Genomic DNA, 24,305 nt, shown 5'->3' with positions numbered 1-24,305 from the left:
GGACCGCCGGATCGGAAGATCGTCGAGAGAATGTTGCATTTTTCCCGTTGGAAAACACTTCTGATCTGGCTGGTCGCGTTTGCGGCGATCATCGTTGCTGCGCCCAATCTGCTGACTGAGGCGCAGCGCGCCTCTATGCCGGCCCTGCTGCGGCATGACCGTATGACGCTCGGCCTCGACCTTCAGGGCGGCTCGCATATCGTTCTGAAGGTCGAGCGGTCCGATATCGTCAAGGACCGGCTGGAAGAGGCCGTCGCAAATGTGCGCAACGCACTGCGCGGCGCGGGCATCCGCTATACCGGGCTGACCGGCAACGACCAGACCGTCACGGTGCGGATCACCGATCCGGCCGAGACGCAGAAGGCGGTCGACCTCCTGAAGCCTCTGACGGCACCCGATGGGCATTCGGGACCGGACATGGCGCTTCAGCAGGGCGCGGACGGGCAGCTTTCGCTACAGATTTCCGATGCAGGCATTGCCGCCGACATCGCCTCCGCCCAGACCCGTTCGCTCGATATCGTCAGCCGCCGCATCGCGGGCTTCGGCTATGACAATTTCATCGTCCGTCCCGATGGCGCCGACCGGATCGTCGTGCAGGTGCTGGGAGCGGTCGATCCGGAGCGATTGAAGAATCTTCTCAACCAGCCGGCCAAGCTTTCCTTTCATCTGATCGATGAAAGTATGTCCGGACAGGAGGCGCTGAACGGCCGCTGGCCGGTGACCTCTGAGGTCCTCTATTCGCTGGACGATCCGCCGGTTCCCTATCTCGTCGACCGCACCGCTTTCGCCACGGCCGGCAACATGGTGCATATCGAGCCGGTCATCGATCCGCAGACGCAGGACACGTCGATCGCGTATCGTCTCGACGCGGAAGGCACAGGGCGGCTGGCTGAGGTGACGGGGCGGAATGTCGGCAAACACCTGGCCATCGTCTTCGACGACCAGGTGATGTCGGCGCCAAGCATCGAAGCGCCGATTACCGGTGGCGAGGGCCGGATTTTGGCGAATTTCTCCGAGGATGGCGTTCGCGACCTTGCGGTGATGCTGCGCGCCGGGGCCTTGCCGGCGACGCTGACGAGCGTCGAGGAGCGCAGCGTCAGCCCGAGCTTTGGCGGAGAATCCATCTTCTCCGGTCTCGTTGCCGGTCTCGTCGCCGTCGTGCTGGTCGCAGCATTGATGATCACGCTCTATCGCATCCTCGGCGCCATCGCCGTGGTCTCGCTCTTCTTCAACCTGATCCTCATCGTGGCGGCGCTCAGCCTTGCCGGCGCGACGCTCACCTTGCCCGGCATTGCCGGCATCGTGCTGATCGTCGGCATGGCGGTGGATTCGAACGTGCTGATCTACGAGCGCATTCGGGAAGAGGAAAAGGCTACCCATTCCTTTGCCGAGGCCGTCAACCGTGGTTTTTCGCGCGCATTCGCAACCATCGTCGATGCGAATGTCACCATCTTCATCGCCGCGGTCATCCTCTTCTTCCTCGGCAGCGAATCCATCCGCGGTTTCGCGGTAACGCTGGCGGTCGGTATCCTGACGACCGTCTTCACGGCCTTCACGCTGACACGCTCGATCGTCGCCGTCTGGCTGCGGCGGCGCCATCCCCGGCATCTGCCGAAGAGCGTCCTGACGCATCTTTTCGAACACGCCAATATTCGCTTCATGGGGATACGCCGCTATGTCTTTACGACGTCGGCGGTCGTCTCGCTGATCGCCATGGCAGCTTTTGCCACCGTCGGCCTGCATCTCGGCATCGATTTCACCGGCGGCTCGCTCATCGAGGTCACGGCGAAGCAGGGCAATGCCGACATCGCCGATCTCAGTTCGCGCCTCAACGACCTCAATCTCGGCGATGTCAGGGTCGAGCCCACGGGCGGGCCGTCGAATGCGCGAATCCGCATCGCCTCCCAGGGCGGTGGTGAGAATGCCGAGCAGTCGGCGGCGACGCTGGTGCGCGGCGAGCTCGAGAGCGATTATGATTTCCGTCGCGTCGAGGTCGTCGGCCCCTCCATTTCGGGCGAGCTGACGCTGATGGCGACGCTCGGCGTGCTGGCAGCCCTTGCGGCGATTTTGGTCTACATCTGGATTCGCTTCGAATGGCAGTTCGCGGTCGGCGCCATCATTGCCACGCTGCATGACGTCATCATCATGCTCGGTCTCTTCGTGCTCACCGGCATCGAGTTCAACCTGACGAGCATCGCCGCCGTGCTCACCGTCGTCGGTTATTCCCTCAACGACACTGTCGTGGTCTATGACCGTATGCGCGAAAATCTCCAGCGATACAGGAAGATGCCGCTGCCGATCCTGATCGATGCCTCGATCAATCAGACGCTGTCGCGCACCATCCTGACTGCGGCGACCACGCTGCTCGCCTTGCTGGCGCTGTGTCTCTTCGGCGGCGAAGTCATCCGCTCCTTCTCCTTTGCGATGCTTTTCGGCGTTGCGCTCGGCACCTTCTCTTCGATCTATATCGCCGCTCCTGTATTGATCGTCTTCCGGCTGCGGCCGGAGGCTCCGGATGGAGAAGAGAGCAACAAGACGGATGCTGGTGTAAGATCCGGCACGGTGGTTTAAAAATATGGCAAAAGGCATAGAAATCCGCGCGGCGCATTTTCCCGGCCGCGCCCCGATCGATACCTACGGCAATGGCGGCTTCCGCTTTGCCGACATGTCGCATCGCGGCTCGATCCTCTGCCTGCCCTCCGGCATTCACGGCTGGGATATGGATATGTCGAAGCCGCTTTCGGCCGAAAATTTCCGCCGCGTGCTGGATGAGGCTGATGATATCGAGGTTCTGCTCGTCGGCACCGGAACGGAGCTCCGTCGTCTGCCGGAGGAGTTGAAGCAGGCGCTGAAGGCGCGCGGCATCGCCTCCGATCCGATGAGCACGGGTGCAGCGGTGCGCACCTTCAACATCATGCTCGCGGAGCAGCGCGCCGTTGCAGCGGCATTGATTGCGGTCTGACGATGACGGAAGCCGCTATTGCGACGAACCAGGACATCTGCCTGGCGATGCTGCGCGACAATGATCGCGACCGCTATCTCGCCTGCCTTCTCTCACCGGAGGAAAAGCGCGGCGCGCTTGCCGCCCTTTACGCCTTCAATGCTGAGCTTGCCCGTGTCCGCGATCTCGTGCATGAGCCGTTGCCCGGAGAGGTGCGCATGCAATATTGGCGCGATCTGCTGGAAGGCAGCGCGCATGGCTCGACGGCGGCAAATCCGGTCGCCGCCGGACTTCTGACGGCGATCGAAACCCATCGCCTGCCGCGCAAGACGCTGATCGACATGATCGAGGCTCGCACCTTCGATCTCTACGACGATCCGATGGAAACGCGCCTTTCGCTCGAAGGCTACGCCGGCGAGACGGCATCCGCCCTGATCCAGCTCGCAAGCCTCGTGCTCTCGCCGGAGGAGGCCGCCCGATCGGCCACTGCCGCCGGCCATGCCGGCGTCGCCCAGGCGGTTGCGGGCCTGTTGCTGCTGATGCCGCTGCATCGCCGCCGTGGCCAGGTTTATATTCCGCTGCAGATCCTCTCGGCGACCGGTCTCGACCGCGATGCCTTTCTCGCCGGGCAAGACAAGCCGCGTATCTCTGCCGCCATCGAAGCCTTTGCCGGCCTCGGCCGGGAGCATCTGGTAAAGGCGAGGGGAGCGGGGCCGATCGCGCCGGCCGTTTTTCCAGCCTTCCTGCCGGCAACGCTTGCCGAACCGGTGCTCCTGAAGGCCCAGAAGCGGGGGCACTTGCTGTTCGACCGGCCGCTGCAGCCGCCGCAATGGCGCCGCCAGCTCCGCATGGCGCTCTCTGCAGCCCGCAGAAAAATCTGACACCGGTCAAACTCGCGCAAGTCTCGCGCGTTACAAGGCTGGAACCGCTACCCTTATGAACGGAGACTCGGCGTGGGCATTATCGTCTGGTGTGTTCTTTTCGCCATCGTCATTTTCTTTGCCTTCGTGGTGACGCGCATGGCCGCGCAAAACAAGGAAGACGGCCTGCACGACACGGGCCTCGCCATCATCGAATTCGGCCGCGCCTTTCCGAACGAGGCGATCCGCCAGTTGCAGGCGACGGAAAACGGCCAGGCGATCTTCGTGCGCCTGCATGACAACAAGGCGGGCGTCATGCGCAATATGTCACGCCATTTCGCATGCCATCTGATCGAGCCCGGCCGCGTGCGCGTCGTCAGCTCGAAGACGGGCAGGGGGCTGGTGATCGATTTCCTCGATGCGGCCCATCATAACGGCGATTTCGAGTTCGCTTCCGCCAAGGAGGCCTCGGAAGTTGCGCTCTGGCTGCTCGGCAATTACATCGCCGAGCCGGATAAGGACCTGCCATCCGGCCATATTTCCGCGGCCAACAAACAGTAGAGCGGCTGCTCAGGCGCTTTCGGCAAGCGGCGAATTCTGGCCGAGCCAGGCAGCGCAGTCGGCAAGCGCGCGGCGCGCGATCAACTGCCGCTTCATGATCGTCTTATCCTTGCCGCGGAAGCGCTTGACGCCCTCGGGCTTGACGATCGAACCGGGCTGAAGCTCCGGAAACAGCCCGAAATTGATGTTCATCGGCTGGAACGAACGCTTGCCCGGCTCCTCGTCGGTGACGATGTGTCCGCCGGTGATATGGCCGAGCAGCGAGCCGAGCGCCGTCGTTGCCGGCGGCAGCGAGACCGCCTCACCCTTGCGTTCGGCGGCGGCGAAACGACCGGCCAGCAGCCCGACGCTGGCGCTTTCCACATAACCCTCGCAACCGGTGATCTGGCCGGCGAAACGTAGGCCTGGGCGCGATTTCAGCGTCAGCGACGGATCGAGCAGGGTGGGGGAATTGATGTAGGTATTGCGGTGCAGGCCGCCGAGACGGGCAAATTCGGCATTTTCCAAGCCAGGGATCAGCCGGAAGATCTCAGCCTGCGCGCCATATTTTAGCTTCGTCTGGAAACCGACCATATTGTAGAGCGTGCCGAGCGCATTGTCCTGCCGCAGCTGCACGACGGCATAGGCCTTGACCGTCGGGTTATGCGCATTCGTCAGCCCCATCGGCTTCATCGGGCCGTGGCGCAGCGTCTCGCGGCCGCGTTCGGCCATCACCTCGATCGGCAGGCAGCCGTCGAAATAGGGCGTGCCTTCCCATTCCTTGAAGCCGACAGTGTCGCCTGCGATCAACGCATCGACGAAGGCATTGTATTGCGCCTCATCCATCGGGCAGTTGATGTAATCCTTGCCGGTGCCGCCGGGGCCGACCTTGTCGTAGCGCGACTGATACCAGCAGATATCCATGTCGATGCTCTCGCGATAGACGATCGGCGCAATGGCGTCGAAGAAGGCGAGAGACTCTTTACCGGTCTCCGCCTGGATGGCGCTTGCGAGCGACGGCGCCGTCAGAGGTCCGGTGGCGACGATGGCAAGATCCCAGTCGCGCGGCGGCAAGCCGGTGATCTCTTCTCGTACGACGGTGATGAGAGGATGGTCGTGGATTGCCTTAGTGACGGCCTCGGAGAAGCCGTCGCGATCGACGGCGAGCGCGCCGCCCGCGGGCACCTGATGCCGATCGGCCGCGGCCATGATCAGCGAGCCCGCCATGCGCATCTCGGCGTGGATGACACCGACCGCATTGCTGGTCGCATCGTCGGAGCGGAAGGAATTGGAGCAGACCAGTTCGGCCAGGCCATCGGTCTTGTGCGCATCCGTGCCGCGCACACCGCGCATTTCATGCAGGATGACCGGGACGCCGGAACTGGCGATCTGCCAGGCGGCTTCCGAACCGGCAAGCCCGCCGCCGACGACATGAATGGGAGAATAGGAGGAGATCGTGTTCATCCCGGGCTGATATCATGTCGGCAGATGTGATCCAACACCTGGAATCAAAAACGGCGCCTCATGGCGCCGTCTTGGAAGCATCGCGCTCGTATTAACGCCCGCTATTAGCGGAACGAGCGGGATGCGATATTGCGGATGTCGTAGCGGCTGACGCCGATGTCGGACAGGGTCTGGTTGGACAGGCTGCCGAGTTCGGTAAGCGTACGGCGGTAGCTGAGCCAGCTTTTTGCAATGCGGATCGGGTTCATGGTCTTTTTCCTCAAACAAGTGTCCGCTGGATGGCGGGATCGCTATCTCTCTGCGGTTGATGTTTATATAGGCGATCTCAGCCCCATTGTGCAGTGCAAATAAAAGGCGTCTGCCATGCAATTGTGCACGATGATGCTCTCAAAATGAGCGGTGAATATTTTTTGAGCGGGCTAAGGAAGCCGGAAAACATGCAATTATTGGAGGTTGCACGCAGACAAAAAGAAAACGCCCGCTGGGATACAGCGGGCGTTTCGATCGAGGACGATACTGCCTGGGAGGAAGCAGCGATCGCCTTGAATTAGCGCGAAGAAGCTTCGCGAGCGACGCGATGGATGTCCGAACGGTCGATACCGAGGTCGTGCAATTCGCGGTTGCTCATGCGGCCGAGTTCGGTGACGGTCTGACGATACTTGCGCCAGTTGTTGAAAGAGCGAGTGATGTTCATGTTGAGCCCCTTTCCGAGGGTTTCATCTGCCAGCAGCCACCCATCGGCGCTGACCTCTATTTGATGACTGGAATATATGTTGCAGCGCGGAAGAGGAAAACAGCCAAGTTTTCAGATCACCTATGCGAAGTATGCAATGCTTTCGGTATATTTGACACGGTCTTACCTCTTTCTGGTCAACGAATGGGCAGAATGGTTTCCTGGGAAGTCGACTGGACGACGTGCTCATCGGAGCGTCTCTACGTGAAATCCCGCCTTTCGGGACGTTTCGGCTGCTCCATCACCTGGACAACGCGTTCCGTTCTGGCCTGGGCTCGTCCGGCCGATCGGCCGCTCGGGTTGTCGCTACCGTGGCGCGATTGTGTCAGGCGACGAAAGTCCTTGGACGGCCAATGCGTTAATCAAATAAAACGCCCGCCGGGGGAGGATCCGGCGGGCGCATTAAAGTGACTGGCAACTGGGAGGAGGAGTTGTTGCCAGTCTATCGCAGCGCGCTTGGGAGGAGGAGTGCACAGCTGCGAATCTCGTCACGGAAACCAAATCCGCGGGCATCCGGCGGAGCCGGGCCGGGGCGCCATCCCCGTGCTTTGGTGAGTCAATAAATAGTATGACTAATGAGTTTTTTGCAGTGCAATAAATTCATGAGGGGTATGCGTCACGCGCATGCCTCTCCGGACATGCAGCTATATTAGCAATACTGACGTTAGCGGCCGGTTAACACTCGCCCCAATTTAGACCAATGAGGATTTTGCATATTTGTCGCGAGGGCGTTTGCGAAGGCCTGTGCTGCGTCTATAACGACGGAAGCCGCAACGCCGTGCAAGTGTTGCGGAAATGAGGGGTGGAACATGTATCGCGGCAGATTGCAGCGGGATCTCTCGCTCTGGGTTGGCAAGGGCCTGCTCGGAGAGGAAACGGCGGCCAAGCTTCTCGCCGAATATGACAGCCGTCCGGCGAGCTTCAGCCTCGGCCGGGTGCTGATGGCGCTGGCGGCCGTGCTGCTTGCGGCCGCCGTCCTGCTGGTCGTCGCGTCCAACTGGGAGGCTATCCCTCGTCTGGTGCGCGTGGGCGCCATCCTTGCTTTGATCTGGGCCGTGCACATCGCCGCCGCCTTGATGCTCGCCCGCGGCGCGTCCGCGGCGGCGGGCGGCTTGCTGGTCATCGGCGCGCTGAGCTTCGGCGGCGCCATCTCGTTAGTCGGGCAGATGTATCACCTCTCCGGCGACCAGCAGACGGTGATGTATCTCTGGTTTGCGATCGCGACGGTCTCGGCGATCCTGTTCCGTTCGGGCGCCGTCGTCGTCGTCGCCGGCTTCCTCTCCTGGGCGTCCTTCGCCGTCTATCTTGAGGGTAACGACAATCATTGGATCGGGCTCGATCCCTGGATGGCGCCGGTCATGGCGGCGATCGTGATCGGGCTGGTGCGTTACACCGGCGCCGAGCGCGCCCGGCATCTCGCCTATCTGCTGCTGATCGGCTGGCTCGCCTGGCTCTATACTCTTCATGAGGAAATCACCGTTGCGCTCGCCTTCGCGATCGGCGGTATTGCGGGCGTCGTCCTGACGGCGGCGCCGATGACGCAGATTGCCTATCTCGTCCGAAGCGCCGGCGCGGCTCCGGCCTTCTACAGCTTCCTCATCGCCGCGATCGGCTTCCTGTTGCTGCATATCGAAATCGAGAGCGGCTGGCGGCTGGCAGTGCTCGGTGTGGTGACGCTTGCGGCTTCCGTCCTGGCGATCGTCCTGCATGGCAGAGACAACGGCGCTGTCCGTTATCTCGCCTATCTGACCTTCGCAGCTGAGATGCTCTATCTTGCCTCCGTCACCATTGACTCGATCCTCGGCACGTCGAGCCTCTTCCTCTTCTCCGGCCTCGTGGTGGCGCTGGTCGCCTGGATCGTCATCCGTCTCGAGCGGCGCTTTTCCGCTCATGCACGGGAGGAGCGCGCATGACCTCCTTCGTGGCAAGACTTCAGTCCGGCAAGGGTTATCTGATTTCGGCGATCATCGTCGCCGGCCTGCAGACCTTGATCCTCGGCACGATCATTCAGAGCCGGGCTTCGATCCTGCGTGACGGCGCCGAGGTGCTGCTGAAAACGGCTCCCGTCGACCCGCGCGATTTTCTGCGCGGTGATTATGTCATCCTGAACTACGACATATCTTCGGTGCCGGTGCAGACCATTGCCGGCGGCATTCCGGCCGAGCCTGGCGAGCTTACACTGTGGGTCCGGCTGAAGAGGCAGCCGGACGGTTTCTGGACGATCGTCGAATCATCCTTCCAGGCGCTGCCGCCGCAGCCGGAGACCGTGGTGCTGCGCAGCCTGCCGTTCTACAGCAGCGGACCTAGCGCCATCGACAGCATCCGTGTCGAATACGGCATCGAGCGCTACTACGTTCCGGAAGGCGAGGGAAAGCCGATCGAAGAGGCCCGCAATGACGGCAACGTCGCCATATCAGTGCGCGTCTCGCCATCGGGAGGCGCACAGATCCGCAGCCTGCTCGTCGACGGCAAGCCGGTTTACGAAGAGCCGCTTTACTGATCCTCGAACCCTTTGGGGAAGGGCGGCTTTCCCCTGTCATTGGACGTTCATTTTTCCTTTGCCTCGACCAAATCGGGTGATATAGAGACGCCGCGCTCCGGAAGGCCTCATGCGCAGGCATAGGCATGCGGTTCTGTGAACGCGGGTATGGTGAAATTGGTAGACACGCCAGATTTAGGTTCTGGTGCCGCAAGGCGTGGGAGTTCAAGTCTCTCTACCCGCACCAGGCTGTTTGCAGGGGGAGACTAAGAATTTAGTTGTCCCGGACGACCGCAAGGTTGGCCAGATACCCGGAAGCGAGTGCCGTTCCCCCTTGGGTGGAATGATGCAGGAATTGGGAAAAGCCACGCGCGGCACGCTGCCGGCGTCGTGCTCATAGAAACGAACGGCGTCTGGGCACGGCCGCCACGACATGAAGGTAGGAAGACATGCAGGTTATCGAAACGCTCGCTGAAGGGCTGAAGCGCGAAATCAAGGTCGTTATCCCGGCCAAGGACATGGAAGACAAGATGAATGAGCGTCTTGCCGACGTGAAGGACAAGGTCCGCATCAACGGCTTCCGTCCGGGCAAGGTCCCCGCTGCTCACCTGAAGAAGGTCTATGGCAAGTCGATCATGGCCGAGCTCGTCAACGAGATCGTCCGCGAGCAGCCGGCTGCCATCCTATCCAGCCGCGGCGAAAAGTCGGCCACCCAGCCGGAAATCGCCATGACCGAGGACAAGGACGAAGCCGACAAGATCCTCTCCGCCCAGCAGGATTTCGAATTCACGCTCTCCTACGAAGTTCTGCCGCCGATCGAGCTGAAGTCCGTCAAGGGCATCAAGGTCACGCGCGAAGTCATCGACATCTCGGATGACGAAGTCAACGAGCAGGTCCTGAAGGTCGCTGAAAGCGCCCGCTCCTACGAGAGCAAGACCGGCAAGGCCGCCAACGGCGACCGCATCACCATGGATTATGTCGGCAAGGTCGACGGCGAAGCCTTCGAAGGCGGCACCGATCAGGGCGCTGAGCTCGTGATCGGCTCCGGCCGCTTCATTCCGGGCTTCGAAGACCAGCTCGTCGGCGTCAAGGCCGGCGAAGAGAAGACCATCACCGTGACCTTCCCGGCCGACTATCCGGCCAAGAACCTTGCCGGCAAGGAAGCGACCTTCGACATCACTGTCAAGGATGTTGCAGCCCCCGGCGCCGTCGAGATCAACGACGAACTCGCTTCCAAGCTCGGCATCGAATCCGCCGACCGCCTGAAGGAGATCGTCCGTGGCCAGATCGAATCGCAGTACGGCTCGCTGACCCGCCAGAAGCTGAAGCGCCAGATCCTCGACCAGCTCGACGAGATGTACAAGTTCGACACCCCGGCTTCGCTCGTCGATGCCGAGTACAACGGCATCTGGAGCCAGGTGAACAACGATCTCGCCCAGTCCGGCAAGACCTTCGAAGACGAAGACACGACTGAGGAGAAGGCACGCGAGGAATACAAGACGCTCGCCGAGCGCCGCGTCCGCCTCGGCCTCGTTCTCTCCGAAATCGGCGAAAAGGCCGGCGTCGAAGTCACCGAAGACGAAATGCAGCGCGCTATCTACGATCAGCTGCGTCAGTATCCGGGCCAGGAAAAGCAGATCCTCGAATTCTTCCGCAGCCAGCCGGGCGCCGCCGCTTCGATCCGCGCGCCGATCTTCGAAGAGAAGGTCATCGACCATCTGCTGACCGAAATCGACGTCACCGACAAGAAGGTGACGAAGGAAGAACTGCTCGCCGAGGAAGAAGGCGAAGCCAAGGCTGAAACCAAGAAGGCTGCTCCGAAGAAGAAGGCTGCCGCCAAGGCTGAAGCTGCCGACGCCGGCGAAGGCGAGGAAGCTGCCCCGAAGAAGAAGGCCGCTCCGAAGAAGAAGGCTTCCGAGGACAGCGCCGAGTAATCGCTCGCTCGTTCTGAAAGTTTGGAAGGCCCCGCCATCGCGCGGGGTCTTTTCTTTTTCGGGTCATTTGGGCAGTTCATTCTCAGGCCCGCCTTCGTTGTGGTGTCATCTTTATCTCCGGCAACAAATAGTTGAATTAAAGTATAATTCGGCGCAGATTTTCTTCGGTGTGGGAGGAGCTGAATATGACTGAGAAACATGACATGAAGAAGCTGGTAGAGGAAATCTATGCTGTGCGTGACCGCGGCGATATAGAGGGCACGCTGGCGCTGATCGGTGACGATTGCACTTTCCGAATGGTCGGCAATACACGGCTGAAGCCTTTAACGACGGAAGCCGACGGACATGCCTTTCGCCAAGCGATAACGCAGCTTATTACGATGTGGGATCTATCCAACGTCAAGACAGCCGGCATCTATGTGGACGAGGACGAGCATATGGTCTTCGCCCATCGCGAAGGCGAGGTCAGGCACATCCCATCGGGTGTGAGCTTCTATACGGAGTTCGTCGACAAGATCCATTTCAAGGATGGGAAACCGGTCAAGATCGTCGAATTCGTCGACACGCTGCAAGTGGCCGAGACGACGAAGATGATCCAAATCGCCTGAATGACCGCCAAAGTCGGAGCCTCCAGGCTTCGACTTTGATGCCCCTGTCCTTTCGCCCAAGAGGCATCAGCCGCCGTCGCGGGAATTGCAGCTCAATGCGCGGTCCGTGTCAGTTCCGCGACCTTCCTGACATGGCTCACGGCTGCGGTTCCGCCTGCTGTTTTGGTGAAGAGGCTGAGCGTCTCTTCTTCGTCATCCGCGACCGGCGTCAGCGCCTGGTCCATATAAGTTTTCGTCTTCGCATCCCTTGAGATCAGGAACGCCGAGATCGTCAGCCCGATGATCGTGCCGGCGAGGGAAGCATGTTTGCGGACGGTTTCCCAGGCAAAGCGCGGCCAGAAGAGCAGCGGATGTTCGCGCGGCAGTTCCGGACGCCGCTCCGACGGCGTCTTCAGGCGCAGGAGGCCGCTCTGCAGCGGATGCACGTTTTCCAGCGGCACAGTGGTTGCGAAGGAGACGAGAACCTTGACGAGCCTTGCCAGCGGCACCCCGGTCGCCACGGCGCGGCGCAGCAGCGTCTTCATATGATCAGGCGAATAATAGAGCGACCAGGCCTCATGGTAGATGTCTTCCCATTCCTGCTTGCTCATCTTGGGATGGGCGGTGCAGACATGCTCGACATCATAGATATTGAGGTCGCCGTTCATTTCGACGCCCTTCTTCCAGAGAACCTGATGGTCCTCGGAGCCGGGAAGCGGCGTCAGGATGAAGAATTCGATGACGTCGAGCGGCAGCTCTTCCTGGATGATGGCAATGTCGCGGCGGATCGATTCCGGCGTATCGGCCGGAAAGCCCAGGATATAGCCGGCAAGCGTCATGATGCCCTGCGCCTTCCAGGCGAGCAGCATCTTGCGGTATTCGGTGATCTTGTTCTGGTTCTTCTTGGCGGCCGTCAGATTGTCGGGATTGACGTTTTCGAGACCGATGAAGACGCGGGTGACGCCGGCGCGCTTGGATTTCTCGATGAAATTCGGAATCTTGTGGCAGAGCGTATCGACCTGGATCATCAGGCCGAGCGGTATGCCGTCCCGTTCCTTGAGCTCGATCAGCCGGTCGAAGATCGCTTCCCAATCCTTGTTACGGGCGAAATTGTCGTCGGTGATGAAGAATTTGTGGATGCCCTGCGCCCAGTTCATCCGCACGAGCCTCTCGACGTCGTCGGCCGAGCGGAAGCGCGATTTGCGCCCCTGCACGTTGATGATGGTGCAGAAGGAGCACTGGTAGGGACAGCCGCGCCCGGCGTCGAAGCTGGTGCTGAGGCCGAGCGTGCGCTGGATATTGTCCTTCGGCAGGAAGGGAACCGGCGTGCCGCCGATGCCGGGAAGGTCGTTCATGAAATTATAGAGCGGCTTCAGCTCGCCGGCGGCGGCATCGCGCAGCACCATGTCGAGCCGCCCCTCGGCCTCGCCGGCGAACATCGAGATGCCCATATCGCGGCAGGCGTCGAGCCCGACCGCCTTGCCGTCGAGCATCGACAGGCAGCCGGAAACATGAAAGCCGCCCATCGAGACCGGCAGGCCGGCATCGCGGAAGGGCCGGGCGATGTCGAGCGCGCGCGGATACTGGTTGGACTGGACGCCGACCAGTGCGATCATGCCGAAATTGTCGTGACGCTTGAACTGGGCGAGCAGCCGGGCAAAATCGATCCGCGTATTGGTTTCGTCGATCACGGTGATGTCGATCGCCGTATCGGGACCGAGCACTTTACGCTCAGCGCATTCGGCGGCGATGCCGTAGAGAGCCGCGAGCGAATTGGAGGGGATCATCGCCCGCCACCAGCGGATGACGTAGCCGTCATCGTCATAATGCGACGGCTTGATCAGGATGAGCTGAAAACGTCTGCGCGCGGCTTCCGGGATATGGGACAAGAGTGTCAATCTTTCTTTAGAAGCTTTTGCCTGGAGACAAAATGGCGTTGAAGGCAAATATCAGGCACGTCGTAAGGATGCGAACTACCGGGCTTCAAACTCGGGCATAAAAATCAGCACCGGCGGGATACTCCACGCAGGCTCTCAACCATCAATATACTACATGATATCGAGCAGCAATGCGCGGTGGTCGGAGACCTCCGGCGCCGCGACCACCTCGAATTTGGCAATATTTAACCCCGGTGTCACAAGCATATAGTCGGCATATCGACCCTCTTTCAGATAGTAGGAGGTTCGCGTGTCTACAAGGCCGTTTCCAGTGACGAGATCGGCAAGCCCTAATCTGGCGAGAATCCTGAAGGTCGCGCTGTCAGGCAGCACGTTGAAATCGCCGCAGACGACAAGCCCTTCGTCGCCCGGCCAGACGCGCTCGATCAGCCTGACCAGCGCTTCGGCCTGTTCTTCGCGTGCCGCTGTGTCGCCCTTGCCCGCGGGATCCACGCAGGCCATGCATATGGGCGATGGTCACGCTGGAAGCCTGTTCATGGCTAAAGAGGTGGATGCAATGGGCATTTCGCGGCCGCGGATGGTCGCCCCAGCCCTCGGGCGAAAAGCGGCCGTGCACGAAGTCCAGCCCCTGGGCGATGATGGAATGTGATTTTCGCACAAAGGTCGCCAAGCCGAATTCGGCGGCAATGGCGGTGTCGCCGTCGAAGAGCTGCCCTCTCGATGTCGGGCAGAAGACGCCGTCATGGCCGGGCAGGGCGGCGCCGATCTCATCGAAGAGATTGGCGCGCTGCGGCAGTTCCAGCCCCGCATCTCGATAGATCGACCATCCCGGAGCCGCACCCGGCGCCCGCAGCACCTCCTGCAGGCACAGCACATCGGGATCGGCCTGGCTGACATAGCCGATCAGGGCTTCATGCAGCCTGCCGCCCCATGCGTTCAGCGAAATGATGCGCAATGTCGTTCGGCTCCGTTTTCGCGGGCGGATTTAAACCACAGCTCTCACGTGGCGGGTTTAGAGTTCCGACTTGATGTCGCCCATCCGGTTCCATGCGTCGAGGCCGGCGATCTTGTAGGCTTCGGCGAGCGTCGGGTAATTGAACGTATTTTCCACGAAATATTCGACCGTCCCTTTGAGATTGAGCACGGCCTGGCCGATATGCACGAGTTCGGTCGCACCTTCGCCGACGATATGCACGCCGAGCAGGCGCCGCGTCTTCAGCGAGAAGATCAGTTTCAGCAACCCGGTATCGAGCCCCATGATATGACCGCGCGACGTCTCGCGGAAGCGGGCGATGCCGCATTCATAGGGAATGCCGCGCTCCTTCATTTCCTCTTCGGTCAGGCCGCAGGTCGAAATCTCCGGCACGGCATAGATGCCGTAGGGGAAATATTTCTGCGGCTCCTTGGCGACCGCGCCGATTGCGACGCGCGCGGCGATGCGGCCCTGTTCCATCGAGGTCGAGGCAAGGCTCGGAAAGCCGACGACGTCGCCAGCGGCATAGACATTGGGTACGGAGGTCTGGAAGGTCTCGGGATTGACCTTGAGGCGGCCGCGGCTGTCCGGCTCGAGGCCGATGGCCGGCAGGTTGAGCGTATCGGTCGCGCCCATACGCCCGGCGGCAAAAAGCACCATGTCGGTCACGAGATGGCGGCCGTTGTCGAGCGTCAGCTGGACCTTGCCGGTATCCAGCCGCTCGACCTTATCGGCCTTCGTGCCCAGCAGCAGCTTCATGTTGCGGTCGCGCAGCTGATAGCTGAAATCCTCGACGATTTCCTTGTCGATGAAGTCAAGCATGGTCGACTTTGGATCGATGACGGTGACGGCCGTATCCAGCGCCGAAAAGATCGTTGCATATTCGATGCCGATAACGCCGGCGCCGATGACGACCATCGTGCGCGGCAGTTCCTCGATATCGAGCAATTCGTCGCTGTCGAGAACGCTCTTGCCGTCGAAGGGCATGTAATCCGGCCGGAAAGGCTTGGTGCCGACCGCAAGCAGAATGCTCGCGCCGCTCACCGTCATGGCTTCGCCGTCGTCCTTGATGACTTGCAAAGTCGTGGAATCGATGAAACTCGCCTTGCCGCGGACATGGTGGACGCGGTTGCGGGCAAACTGATGTTCAAGCACTTCCACTTCATGGTCGAGCGTGATCAGCAGGCGGCGACGCAGGTCTTCGGCGCTGATTTCCTGCTTCACACGGTAGCTGCGGCCATAAAAGCCGCGCTCGCGCCAGCCGGAAAGATTGAGCGCTGTCTCGCGCAGCGTCTTCGAGGGAATGGTGCCGGTATGGACGGACACGCCGCCGACGCGTTTGCCCTGTTCGATGACCAGCACTTTCTTGCCGAGTTTCGCAGCCTGGATCGCGCCGCGGCGCCCCGCGGGACCGCTGCCCACTACAACGAGATCGTACTGAAACATCATCAAGCCCCGAATTGGAAATGGAATCATTTGCGACAAAAATGTCGCTCCTCTATCGGTAGCCGGTCAATGTTACAGATTGTTTTACGAGCGCCGAATCCCGCCGAGGTGTGGTTTTCAGATCAGCTTCAGCCCTTTCAAGCTGACATGGCCGTCCTTGCTGCTGCTGATGTGGTCGTAGGCAGTGATATCAAGTGCCTTGGCCGCGTCGATGATCACCTTCGTCATATCGATGTCAGCGCGCGACGGTTGTTCATGCGCGAGTGATGTAGTCCGTGGAAATATCGGTCACTCTGGTAACGCCGAGTAACGCCATATTGCTATGCAGTTCCGTCTTCAGGATATCCGCCGCTCTGAGCACGCCCGGTAGTCCCGCGACGGCCGCAGCATAAAGGAACGGCCTGCCCACGAACACGAAACAGGCGCCAAGCGCGAGCGCCTTCATGATATCCGTTCCGCGCCGGATGCCGCCGTCGATCATGACGGCAATGCTGTCTCCAACACGTGCCGCAATTTCCGGAAGGACCTGAAGAGGAGAGGCGGTGCCGTCGAGCTGGCGGCCGCCATGATTGGAGACGATCACTCCATCCGCCCCGGTATCTGCAGCCCGCGCCGCGTCTTCGGGATGCATGATCCCCTTGACCACGAGCTTGCCGGACCACCGCTTGCGTATCCGCTCCAAATGGCTCCAGTTGAGATGGTCACGCTTGCCGAAATCGCGTGTGACGTTGGACGAGATGATCGGCGCGCCTCTTGTGGCGTAGGAATTTTCAAAATGCGGAATGCCGTGCCGGGCGATCGTGCGCAGGAATGTACCGGTTGTCCAGCGGGGATGCGAGATGCCCTGCCATGCCAAGCGGAGCCCGGGACGCAAAGGCGTCGAAAATCCCGCCCTTACATTATTTTCGCGATTGGGCAGCGTGGCCGTATCCACGGTCAGCAAAAGTGTACCGATGCCGGCCGCAGCGACCCGATCGATGAGAGCGTCGATACGGTCGGGTTCGCCGGGGAGATAGGCCTGAAACCATGCTTGTGGTGAAACCGCAGCTATCTCTTCCAGGGGGATGAGTGACGAACCGCTTATAATCATCGGGATTCCCGATTGATCGGCTCCTTGCGCGAGCACGATGTCCCCCCGATAGGCCATCAGCGCGCTGATCCCCATCGGCGCGATGCCGAACGGTGCGGCATGGCTCTTGCCGAAGAGGCTCGTCTCGGTACTGCGCCTCGAGACGTCCCGAAGCACACGAGGCCGAAAGGCAAAGGCCTGGAAGGCCTCTGCGTTATGCCGCAGCGACGCATTGGTCTCGGTCGCGCCGGCGATATAACCGAACAGAGGCTTCGGCAAATGTCGCCGTGCCCTCACTTCAAAATCATCGAGGCAGAGCACATCGCGGCAGAGCCGGCTCGATCGATCAGTCTTACCGCTGGAGATCGTCATGAAGCTTTATCTTCTCGGTATTTCGGGCGGGCATTATTCAGCGAGTGGCGGCGCAGGATTACATAGAATCCCGCGCCAGCGACTGCTGTCAACTCCAGCTTTCCCCAGTCTTCGCTTGCCTCTGATGCTTCGTCGGCAATCAGCCCATTGTCTGTTCAGATCAGCTTCAGCCCCTTCAGGCTGACATGGCCGTCCTTGCCGATGATGACGTGGTCGTGGACGGTGATGTCGAGCGCCTTGGCCGCGTCGATGATCACCTTCGTCATCTCGATATCGGCGCGCGATGGCGTCGGGTCGCCGGAGGGGTGGTTGTGCACGAGGATCATCGCCGTTGCCGAAAGCTCGAGCGCCCGTTTCACCACCTCGCGCGGATAGACCGGCGTGTGGTCCACCGTCCCGCGGCCCTGCACCTCATCGGCGATCAGCACGTTGCGCTTGTCGAGGAAGAGGATACGGAACTGTTCGCGTGTCTCATGCGCCATCGCCGCATGGCAATATTGGATGACCGATGACCAGGAGGAGAGCACCTGCTTGCTTCTGAGCTCGCTCTTCAGGGTCCGGTGGGCCACGGTGGAGATCAGCTTCAGGTCGAGCGCCACAGCCTCGCCGACACCCTTCACCTCCGTCAGCAGCGCCGCCGGCGCGCCGAAGACGCCGGCGAGCGAGCCGAACCGTTCGATGAGCGCCTTGGCTATCGGCTTGGTGTCGCGCCGCGGAATCAGGCGGAAAAGCAGGAGTTCGAGGATTTCGTAATCGGCAAGGGCGGTGTCGCCGTGCTCGCGAAAACGGCCCCGCAAGCGCTCTCGATGGCCGTGGTAATGCTCCTGCACCCCAAGCGAGGCGGGCAGGGCAGTCCTGGGCGCGGATGATTTACCAGGCTGGCCGAAGAACGAGCGTTCGTCCGCGGCGACAGGTTCCTCGAAAGGCAGTTCGTTGTCGGACGATCTCGAAACAGGCCCTTTCGCCATCGGATCGTCACCCGTTGAACGGCGGCAGGCCGGGGCGGTCGAGGCCATCAGGCGAGAGCGTGAAGATCTCGCAGCCATTGGCGGTGACGCCGACAGTATGTTCGTACTGGGCCGAAAGCGAGCGGTCGCGGGTGACCGCCGTCCAGCCGTCGGCGAGCACCTTCACATGCGGCCGGCCGAGATTGATCATCGGCTCGATGGTGAAGATCATGCCTTCACGCAGCTCCGGCCCTTCATTGGCACGGCCGTAGTGCAGGATATTAGGCGAATCGTGGAACAGCCGGCCGACGCCATGGCCGCAGAAATCGCGAACCACCGAGCAGCGCTCGGCCTCCGCATAGGCCTGGATCGCCTCGCCGATCGCGCCGGTGCGCGCACCCGGCCGGACGGCGGCGATGCCGCGCATCAGCGACTCATAGGTGACTTCGAGCAGCCGCTCGGCGGCGCGCTTGACCGTGCCGACAGGGTACATCCGGCTGGAATCGCCGTGCCAGCCGTCGAGCACGAAGGTGACGTCGATATTGACGATATCGCCTTCGCGCAGCGGCTTGTCGTTCGGAATGCCGTGGCAGACGACGTGGTTGATCGAGGTGCAGGTCGATTTGGTGTAGCCGCGATAATTCAGCGTCGCCGGTTGGGCGCCGTGATCCATCCCGAAATCGAAGACGAACCGGTCGATGTCATCGGTCACCAGCCCCGGCTTGACGATGGCGGCGAGCGCATCGAGACAGCGCGCGGTCAACTGGCAGGCCCTGCGCATGCCCTCGAATGCTTCCGAGTCGTAAAGCCGGATGGCGCCTGTATTCTTCGGGGGCGCGGAAGAGGCTTCGATATAGTTCACCATTGCAGGGCCTTAGCGGAGATTGTTAGATTTGTTCATAATGCAGCTATGCCGGGTTCGTCCATCGTGATCAACCGCAACAACGACATTTCTGGACGGGTCCGACCCGTCGAATGTGTAGTTTTCACGTGCCAGCGTATGGCCAATCAGCGGTCCGGGCCGAATATCCACAATCTTCCCAAGGAGATAGGATTGATCGGATGAAATCCCCCAGATACTCACCGATTGGTGACAGCGGGGAAGGGTCGGTCATGCTGAATGAAGCCGTAGAAACTGAAATTTTGCCCGAGGCCGGCGCGGAACCGGAACGGCGCGTGCGTGATCGCGGCGCCACCGAACGCGCCATCCTGGCCGCCGCCAAGAACCTGCTGGCCGAGGAGGGTTTCCAGAACTTCGGCATCAATGCCGTCGCCCGCCGCGCCGGCTGCGACAAGCAGTTGATCTATCGTTATTATGGCGGGCTCGACGGACTGGTCGAGGCGATCGGCGCCGATCTCGGGAACTGGGTGAGGGACCGTATCCCGGAAGATACCGGCGGCATGTTCCTGCTCACTTATGGCGACTTGATGGAGCGGCTGGCGCTTCTTCTCCTCGACGCCTTGAGAAACGATTCGCTGATGCGCCGCATCCTCGCCTGGGAGGTATCGGAGAACACCGAGCAGGTGAGGCGGCTTTCCGAAGCGCGCTCGAAAGCCCTTGCTCTCTGGCTGGAGCGCATGCGCGGCTCGCTGGCGCCGCCGAAGGGCGTGGAGGCAGCCGCCGTCAACGCCGTCATCATTGCTGCGATCCAGCATCTCGTGCTGTCAGGCGCGGCAGGCGGGCAGTGTGCCGGCCTGTCGCTGAAGACGGCGAAGGACTGGGAGAAGGCGGCAACCGCGCTGAAGCGCATCGTGCGCGGCGTCTACGGCTGACATCTGCTTCATCCACAGGAGGCGGCTCCGGCGTTAACCTTAACGAATGGTTTACGTTGCATGGATCTGGTTAACCCGACAGTGTCGATGTCAGCAGAGATGATACGAGTAGAGTCCCGAGTTGACGTCCATGGGAGCCAAAATCGCTAAAGCCTTGTTGCTCGTGACGGCCATGATGTTTTTCGCGGCCTTGGCGCTGGATATAGCGGTTCCCACGCTGGTGCTTTGCATCATGGCGTTGTCGACCCGGTTGGTCTCTTTCGATCTGCCCGTTGTGCGCAAGCATGGAGGAGAGGCCGCATGAAGTGGTTTCTGATCTTCTGGGCCGGCCCCATCGTCTTCCTGGGCGGATGGTACTGGCTTTCCTATTACGACATGAACTTCGGCATCTTCATGCTGACGCGACAGGTCCATGATCTGACGTTCCAGCTATATGGCGAGGCGTTGGGCGTTCCGCCGGAGACGATTCCGCCGCTCGTTGCCCGCGCCATCGCAGTCGACAGCCTCGTCGTCTTCGCCATTCTCGGCTTCAGGAAGCGCAAGTCGATCATCGCCTGGTGGAAGGCGCGTCAGGCGCTGAACTCGTCTCCAGCAGACCTTGCCAGCAAGGAAAGCCTGTCGAGGGCGCCCTGAAGGATGAAGCTTGCCGCGGCCGAATCGATCCGTTCGGCCCGCTTGGCGCGTGAGACGTCCATTTCCAGCAGCGCCCGTTCCGCCGCAACCGTCGAAAGCCGCTCGTCCCAGTAAACGAAGGGCAGCGCCGTCTTCTGTTCCATGTTGCGCACGAAGGCGCGCGTCGCCTGCACACGCGGACCCGCCGATCCGTCCATATTCATCGGCAGGCCGATGACGAAGCCCGCAATCTTTTCGGCTGAGGCGAAATCCAGCAGTGCCTGCGCATCGATGGTGAACTTGACCCGGCGGATCACCGGGCGCGGCGTGGCGAAACGCCGCCCGAGATCGGACATGGAAAGCCCGATCGTCTTGGTGCCGAGATCGAGGCCGGCGATAGCCTGTCCCGGGGGGAGCATCCCAGCCATTTCCTCGATCGTCAGCACCGTCATCGCCGTTTCGTCCCGTCAAAAGAAATTGAAGTCGCCGCCGCTTTCCTTTGCGGGCGCATGAGATATGTCCTTAGCATCGATATCGGCTTTTGCATCACGTAATAAAGGAGAGATTTCATGAAGATCACCTGGCTCGGCCATTCCGCCTTCCGCATCGAGACCGGAAAGGCGAAGATCCTGCTCGATCCCTTCCTCAGCTATAACGCCTCCTTTTCCGGCCAGGATATCAAGGACGTTTCGGCAGGCATCACCCACATCCTGCTGACGCATGGCCATGGCGACCATGTCGGCGATACCGTGGCGCTTGCCAAGGAAACCGGCGCTGTCGTTCTCGCCAATGCCGATCTCGCCGCCTGGCTCGGCTCCAAGGGCATCGACAAGATCGAGATGGGCAATACCGGCGGCACGGTTGCGCTCGGCAGCTTCTCGGCGACCTTCACCAATGCACTGCATTCGTCTGCCCAGATCACCGAGGACGGCGTCTCGCATGCGCTCGGCAACGCCAACGGTCTGATGCTGCATTTCGAAGACGAGGCCTCGATTCTGGCCATGGGCGATACCGACATCTTCTCCGACATGGCGCTGATCAACGAATTGCACCAGCCCGACATCGGCCTCGTGCCGGTCGGCGACCGCTTCACCATGGGCGGCGCGGTGGCGGCCCTGGCGTGCCGGCGCTATTTCAACTTCAAGACCGCGATCCCCTGCCACTTCGGCACCTTCCCGATCATCGATCAGACGGCCGATAAATTCGTGGTCGGCATGGAGGGATCGAAGACGGAAGCGAAGCCGCTCAAGCCATCCGAGAGCCTGTCGATCTGACGAAACCCCGTTGCGTCAGGCGGACATGGCCTTTATAGCGGGTAGGAAAAATCCCACCCGGAGAATGCCATGTCCGTCGATCTCGCCACCGTGAAGCGCGTCGCCAAACTTGCCCGTATTGCCGTCTCCGAGGACGAGGCAAATCGCATGGTCGGCGAGCTGAACGGCATTCTCGGCTTCGTCGAGCAGCTCTCCGAGGTCAATGTCGATGGCATCGAAGCGATGACATCGGTTACGCCGATGGCGATGAAGAAGCGCACCGACGAGGTGAACGACGGCAACAAGGCGGCTGACGTCGTCGCCAATGCGCCCGTCACCGACCATAATTTCTTCCTGGTGCCGAAAGTCGTCGAATAGGGCTTCGAAAGCCTCTTTCCGACCCTGTTGCCATTTTAAAGACCTGAAGCGAAAACACGATGAGCGAACTCACCAGCCTGACCATTGCCGAAGCCCGCCGGAAGCTGCGCGCCAAGGAAATCACCGCAATCGAACTGACCGATGCCTATATTTCGGCGATCGATGCGGCCAATGACCGGCTGAACGCCTATATCAAGACGACGCCGGATCTTGCTCGCGTCATGGCCCGGAAGTCTGACGAGCGCATCGCTAGCGGCAAGGCGGGCGAACTCGAAGGCATTCCGCTCGGCATCAAGGATCTCTTCGCCACCGTCGGCGTCCACACCCAGGCCTGCAGCCACATTCTCGATGGTTTCGAGCCGCGTTACGAATCGACCGTGACGCAGAACCTGTGGGATGACGGCGCCGTCATGCTCGGCAAGCTCAACATGGACGAGTTCGCCATGGGCTCCTCCAACGAGACTTCCTATTATGGCCCGGTGATCAATCCCTGGCGGGCAGGGGGCTCCAACCAGCAGCTCGTTCCGGGCGGCTCTTCCGGCGGCTCGGCCGCAGCCGTTGCCGCGCATCTCTGCGCCGGCGCCACGGCGACCGATACCGGTGGCTCGATCCGTCAGCCGGCCGCCTTCACCGGCACGGTCGGCATCAAGCCGACCTATGGCCGCTGCTCGCGCTGGGGTACCGTTGCCTTCGCCTCCTCGCTCGACCAGGCAGGCCCGATCGCCCGCGACGTGCGCGATGCCGCGATCCTTCTGAAGTCGATGGCGAGCGTCGATGCGAAGGACACGACGTCTGTCGATCTGCCCGTGCCGGATTACGAGGCCGTCCTCGGCCAGTCGCTGAAGGGCATGAAGATCGGCATTCCGAACGAATATCGCGTCGACGGCATGCCGGAGGAGATCGAAACCCTCTGGCGCCAGGGCATTGCCTGGCTGAAGGATGCCGGCGCCGAAATCGTCGACATCTCGCTGCCGCACACGAAATACGCTCTTCCGGCGTATTATATCGTCGCTCCGGCCGAGGCATCCTCGAACCTCGCTCGTTACGACGGCGTGCGCTACGGCCTGCGCGTCGACGGCAAGGATATCGTCGACATGTACGAGAAGACGCGCGCCGCCGGCTTCGGCAAGGAAGTCAAGCGCCGCATCATGATCGGCACCTATGTGCTGTCGGCCGGCTATTACGACGCCTATTACATCCGCGCCCAGAAGGTCCGCACGCTGATCAAGCGCGATTTCGAACTCGCCTTCGACGCCGGCGTCGATGCCATCCTGACGCCCGCCACGCCGTCCTCGGCCTTCGGCATCGCCGATGAGAACCTCGCGGCCGATCCGGTGAAGATGTATCTGAACGACATCTTCACGGTGACGGTCAACATGGCGGGCCTGCCCGGCATCGCCGTGCCCGCCGGCCTCGACCAGAAGGGCTTGCCGCTCGGCCTGCAGCTCATCGGCAAGGCCTTCGACGAGGAAACCCTCTTCAAGACCGCTTACGTCATCGAGCAGGCCGCCGGCAAGTTCACGCCGGCCAAGTGGTGGTAACCGACCTCGCGATCCGAAAGACAACGTCCGCCGACCACCAAACGGTCGGCGCCGTCGGCTTCGCCGCATGGGCCGCGGGCGCTGCGTTCGAGGACAGCTATCGCGATCCCGATGTGATTGCCAAAGTGCAGCATGAGTTCGCCATCTTTCCCGGAGAAACGAAAGGCGAGATCTTCGTTGCTGAACTGGGCAGCGAGATCGTGGGATGGGGTGCGCGTGAAGGCGAGGCAAATTATATCTCTGACCTCTGGGTGCATCCCGATCATCAGGGCAGGGGTGTCGGCCGGGCTCTATTGCTGCATTTCTGCGAGTTGATGACGGCCGAAGGGCTGGCGACTGTGCGGCTCGACACGCATGCGCGAAATGCGGGTGCGATCCGGCTTTACGAACGCTGCGGCTTCACCATCATCTGGCACGGCATCGAATCCTCCAAGAGCATGGGCGTCGCGCTCGAAAAGGTGCATATGGAGAAGCGGCTCGGCTGAGTGGCCGCCGAAACCGAGGA

At 61.2% G+C, this 24,305-nt stretch carries 25 protein-coding genes, 1 tRNA gene and 2 pseudogenes; 17 read left to right on the top strand and 11 right to left on the bottom strand.

Annotated features, from left to right (window positions below; translation table 11 throughout):
* Positions 1-30 precede the first annotated feature (30 nt).
* From secDF to ATY78_RS03315, 4 genes are all read left to right on the top strand, one after another.
* A complete protein-coding gene (secDF, locus tag ATY78_RS03330; protein WP_088680929.1) occupies positions 31-2,571 on the top strand; it encodes a protein translocase subunit SecDF in 2,541 nt (846 codons plus the stop codon).
* Between the two features lie 4 nt (positions 2,572-2,575).
* The gene (locus ATY78_RS03325; protein ID WP_088680928.1) at positions 2,576-2,962 is read left to right on the top strand and encodes an Mth938-like domain-containing protein; all 387 of its coding nucleotides are present in this window, start codon (positions 2,576-2,578) and stop codon (positions 2,960-2,962) included.
* A 2-nt stretch (positions 2,963-2,964) separates the two neighbouring features.
* The gene (locus ATY78_RS03320; RefSeq protein WP_088680927.1) at positions 2,965-3,822 is read left to right on the top strand and encodes a phytoene/squalene synthase family protein; all 858 of its coding nucleotides are present in this window, start codon (positions 2,965-2,967) and stop codon (positions 3,820-3,822) included.
* Between the two features lie 72 nt (positions 3,823-3,894).
* Positions 3,895-4,362, top strand: coding sequence for a hypothetical protein (locus tag ATY78_RS03315; protein WP_088680926.1), 468 nt, complete (start codon positions 3,895-3,897; stop codon positions 4,360-4,362).
* Positions 4,363-4,371: 9 nt separating this feature from the next.
* On the opposite strand, the gene trmFO is transcribed toward ATY78_RS03315, so the two are convergent.
* A complete protein-coding gene (trmFO, locus tag ATY78_RS03310) occupies positions 4,372-5,805 on the bottom strand; it encodes a methylenetetrahydrofolate--tRNA-(uracil(54)-C(5))-methyltransferase (FADH(2)-oxidizing) TrmFO (RefSeq protein ID WP_088680925.1) in 1,434 nt (477 codons plus the stop codon).
* 104 nt (positions 5,806-5,909) lie between these two features.
* Entirely contained in the window at positions 5,910-6,053 is a 144-nt protein-coding gene (locus tag ATY78_RS03305) for a DUF1127 domain-containing protein (protein ID WP_088680924.1), read from the bottom strand.
* Between the two features lie 144 nt (positions 6,054-6,197).
* Between ATY78_RS03305 and ATY78_RS28415 the strand changes: the two genes are divergently transcribed.
* The gene (locus ATY78_RS28415; protein ID WP_190237376.1) at positions 6,198-6,356 is read left to right on the top strand and encodes a hypothetical protein; all 159 of its coding nucleotides are present in this window, start codon (positions 6,198-6,200) and stop codon (positions 6,354-6,356) included.
* Here the strand turns inward: ATY78_RS28415 and ATY78_RS03300 are convergent.
* The gene (locus ATY78_RS03300; protein ID WP_008527135.1) at positions 6,353-6,499 is read right to left on the bottom strand and encodes a DUF1127 domain-containing protein; all 147 of its coding nucleotides are present in this window, start codon (positions 6,497-6,499) and stop codon (positions 6,353-6,355) included. The genes ATY78_RS28415 and ATY78_RS03300 overlap by 4 nt on opposite strands.
* 848 nt (positions 6,500-7,347) lie before the next feature.
* Here ATY78_RS03300 and ATY78_RS03295 point away from each other — a divergent pair.
* The 5 genes from ATY78_RS03295 (at position 7,348) to ATY78_RS03275 (ending at position 11,559) form a co-directional block, all read left to right on the top strand.
* A complete protein-coding gene (locus tag ATY78_RS03295; RefSeq protein ID WP_088680923.1) occupies positions 7,348-8,451 on the top strand; it encodes a DUF2157 domain-containing protein in 1,104 nt (367 codons plus the stop codon).
* Entirely contained in the window at positions 8,448-9,038 is a 591-nt protein-coding gene (locus ATY78_RS03290) for a GDYXXLXY domain-containing protein (RefSeq protein ID WP_088680922.1), read from the top strand. Before ATY78_RS03295 ends, ATY78_RS03290 begins: the two co-directional genes overlap by 4 nt.
* Before the next feature lie 141 nt (positions 9,039-9,179).
* Positions 9,180-9,264: transfer RNA gene (locus tag ATY78_RS03285), tRNA-Leu, on the top strand.
* A 202-nt stretch (positions 9,265-9,466) separates the two neighbouring features.
* Positions 9,467-10,951 carry a trigger factor gene (gene tig / locus ATY78_RS03280; protein ID WP_088680921.1) on the top strand — a complete coding sequence of 495 codons (1,485 nt, stop codon included), beginning with the start codon at positions 9,467-9,469 and terminating at the stop codon, positions 10,949-10,951.
* Positions 10,952-11,136: 185 nt separating this feature from the next.
* On the top strand, positions 11,137-11,559 hold the full coding sequence (locus ATY78_RS03275; RefSeq protein WP_088680920.1) for a nuclear transport factor 2 family protein: 423 nt from the start codon (positions 11,137-11,139) through the stop codon (positions 11,557-11,559).
* 92 nt (positions 11,560-11,651) lie between these two features.
* Here ATY78_RS03275 and ATY78_RS03270 read toward each other — a convergent pair whose 3' ends face one another.
* From ATY78_RS03270 to map, 7 genes and pseudogenes are all read right to left on the bottom strand, one after another.
* Complete coding sequence (locus tag ATY78_RS03270) at positions 11,652-13,427, bottom strand: radical SAM protein (protein ID WP_088680919.1); 1,776 nt, start codon at positions 13,425-13,427, stop codon at positions 11,652-11,654.
* A gap of 159 nt (positions 13,428-13,586) precedes the next feature.
* Positions 13,587-14,391: pseudogene (locus ATY78_RS03265) on the bottom strand (endonuclease/exonuclease/phosphatase family protein).
* A gap of 57 nt (positions 14,392-14,448) precedes the next feature.
* Complete coding sequence (sthA, locus tag ATY78_RS03260) at positions 14,449-15,855, bottom strand: Si-specific NAD(P)(+) transhydrogenase (protein ID WP_088681038.1); 1,407 nt, start codon at positions 15,853-15,855, stop codon at positions 14,449-14,451.
* 117 nt (positions 15,856-15,972) lie between these two features.
* Positions 15,973-16,104: pseudogene (locus ATY78_RS03255) on the bottom strand (JAB domain-containing protein); the annotation flags it as partial.
* A gap of 4 nt (positions 16,105-16,108) precedes the next feature.
* On the bottom strand, positions 16,109-17,296 hold the full coding sequence (locus ATY78_RS03250; RefSeq protein WP_088680917.1) for an alpha-hydroxy acid oxidase: 1,188 nt from the start codon (positions 17,294-17,296) through the stop codon (positions 16,109-16,111).
* 155 nt (positions 17,297-17,451) lie between these two features.
* Positions 17,452-18,264 carry a DNA repair protein RadC gene (radC, locus tag ATY78_RS03245; protein ID WP_088681037.1) on the bottom strand — a complete coding sequence of 271 codons (813 nt, stop codon included), beginning with the start codon at positions 18,262-18,264 and terminating at the stop codon, positions 17,452-17,454.
* 7 nt (positions 18,265-18,271) lie between these two features.
* Positions 18,272-19,108 (bottom strand): type I methionyl aminopeptidase, encoded by an 837-nt coding sequence (gene map / locus ATY78_RS03240; RefSeq protein ID WP_088680916.1) that lies wholly within the window; start codon positions 19,106-19,108, stop codon positions 18,272-18,274.
* A gap of 248 nt (positions 19,109-19,356) precedes the next feature.
* Between map and ATY78_RS03235 the strand changes: the two genes are divergently transcribed.
* The 3 genes from ATY78_RS03235 (at position 19,357) to ATY78_RS03230 (ending at position 20,649) form a co-directional block, all read left to right on the top strand.
* On the top strand, positions 19,357-20,016 hold the full coding sequence (locus ATY78_RS03235; protein ID WP_088680915.1) for a TetR/AcrR family transcriptional regulator: 660 nt from the start codon (positions 19,357-19,359) through the stop codon (positions 20,014-20,016).
* Positions 20,017-20,146: 130 nt separating this feature from the next.
* Entirely contained in the window at positions 20,147-20,320 is a 174-nt protein-coding gene (locus ATY78_RS28410; protein WP_190237375.1) for a hypothetical protein, read from the top strand.
* A complete protein-coding gene (locus ATY78_RS03230) occupies positions 20,317-20,649 on the top strand; it encodes a DUF6105 family protein (RefSeq protein WP_088680914.1) in 333 nt (110 codons plus the stop codon). Before ATY78_RS28410 ends, ATY78_RS03230 begins: the two co-directional genes overlap by 4 nt.
* Here ATY78_RS03230 and ruvX read toward each other — a convergent pair.
* Complete coding sequence (ruvX, locus tag ATY78_RS03225) at positions 20,586-21,080, bottom strand: Holliday junction resolvase RuvX (RefSeq protein WP_088680913.1); 495 nt, start codon at positions 21,078-21,080, stop codon at positions 20,586-20,588. The two genes, ATY78_RS03230 and ruvX, sit on opposite strands and share 64 nt — an antisense overlap.
* 117 nt (positions 21,081-21,197) lie before the next feature.
* On the opposite strand from ruvX, the gene ATY78_RS03220 reads away from it, so the two are divergent.
* From ATY78_RS03220 to ATY78_RS03205, 4 genes are all read left to right on the top strand, one after another.
* Positions 21,198-21,902, top strand: a complete 705-nt coding sequence (locus tag ATY78_RS03220; RefSeq protein WP_088680912.1) for a metal-dependent hydrolase — start codon at positions 21,198-21,200, stop codon at positions 21,900-21,902.
* Between the two features lie 69 nt (positions 21,903-21,971).
* Positions 21,972-22,259 (top strand): Asp-tRNA(Asn)/Glu-tRNA(Gln) amidotransferase subunit GatC, encoded by a 288-nt coding sequence (gene gatC / locus ATY78_RS03215; RefSeq protein ID WP_088680911.1) that lies wholly within the window; start codon positions 21,972-21,974, stop codon positions 22,257-22,259.
* A 59-nt stretch (positions 22,260-22,318) separates the two neighbouring features.
* Positions 22,319-23,800 carry an Asp-tRNA(Asn)/Glu-tRNA(Gln) amidotransferase subunit GatA gene (gene gatA, locus ATY78_RS03210; protein ID WP_088680910.1) on the top strand — a complete coding sequence of 494 codons (1,482 nt, stop codon included), beginning with the start codon at positions 22,319-22,321 and terminating at the stop codon, positions 23,798-23,800.
* Positions 23,791-24,285, top strand: coding sequence for a GNAT family N-acetyltransferase (locus tag ATY78_RS03205; RefSeq protein ID WP_088680909.1), 495 nt, complete (start codon positions 23,791-23,793; stop codon positions 24,283-24,285). Before gatA ends, ATY78_RS03205 begins: the two co-directional genes overlap by 10 nt.
* Positions 24,286-24,305: the final 20 nt, after the last annotated feature.

This window comes from Rhizobium sp. R635, assembly GCF_002211285.1.
Lineage (GTDB): Bacteria > Pseudomonadota > Alphaproteobacteria > Rhizobiales > Rhizobiaceae > Rhizobium.
Note: the sequence above shows the minus strand (reverse complement) of the source record. Positions and strands in the feature narration are given on the sequence as shown.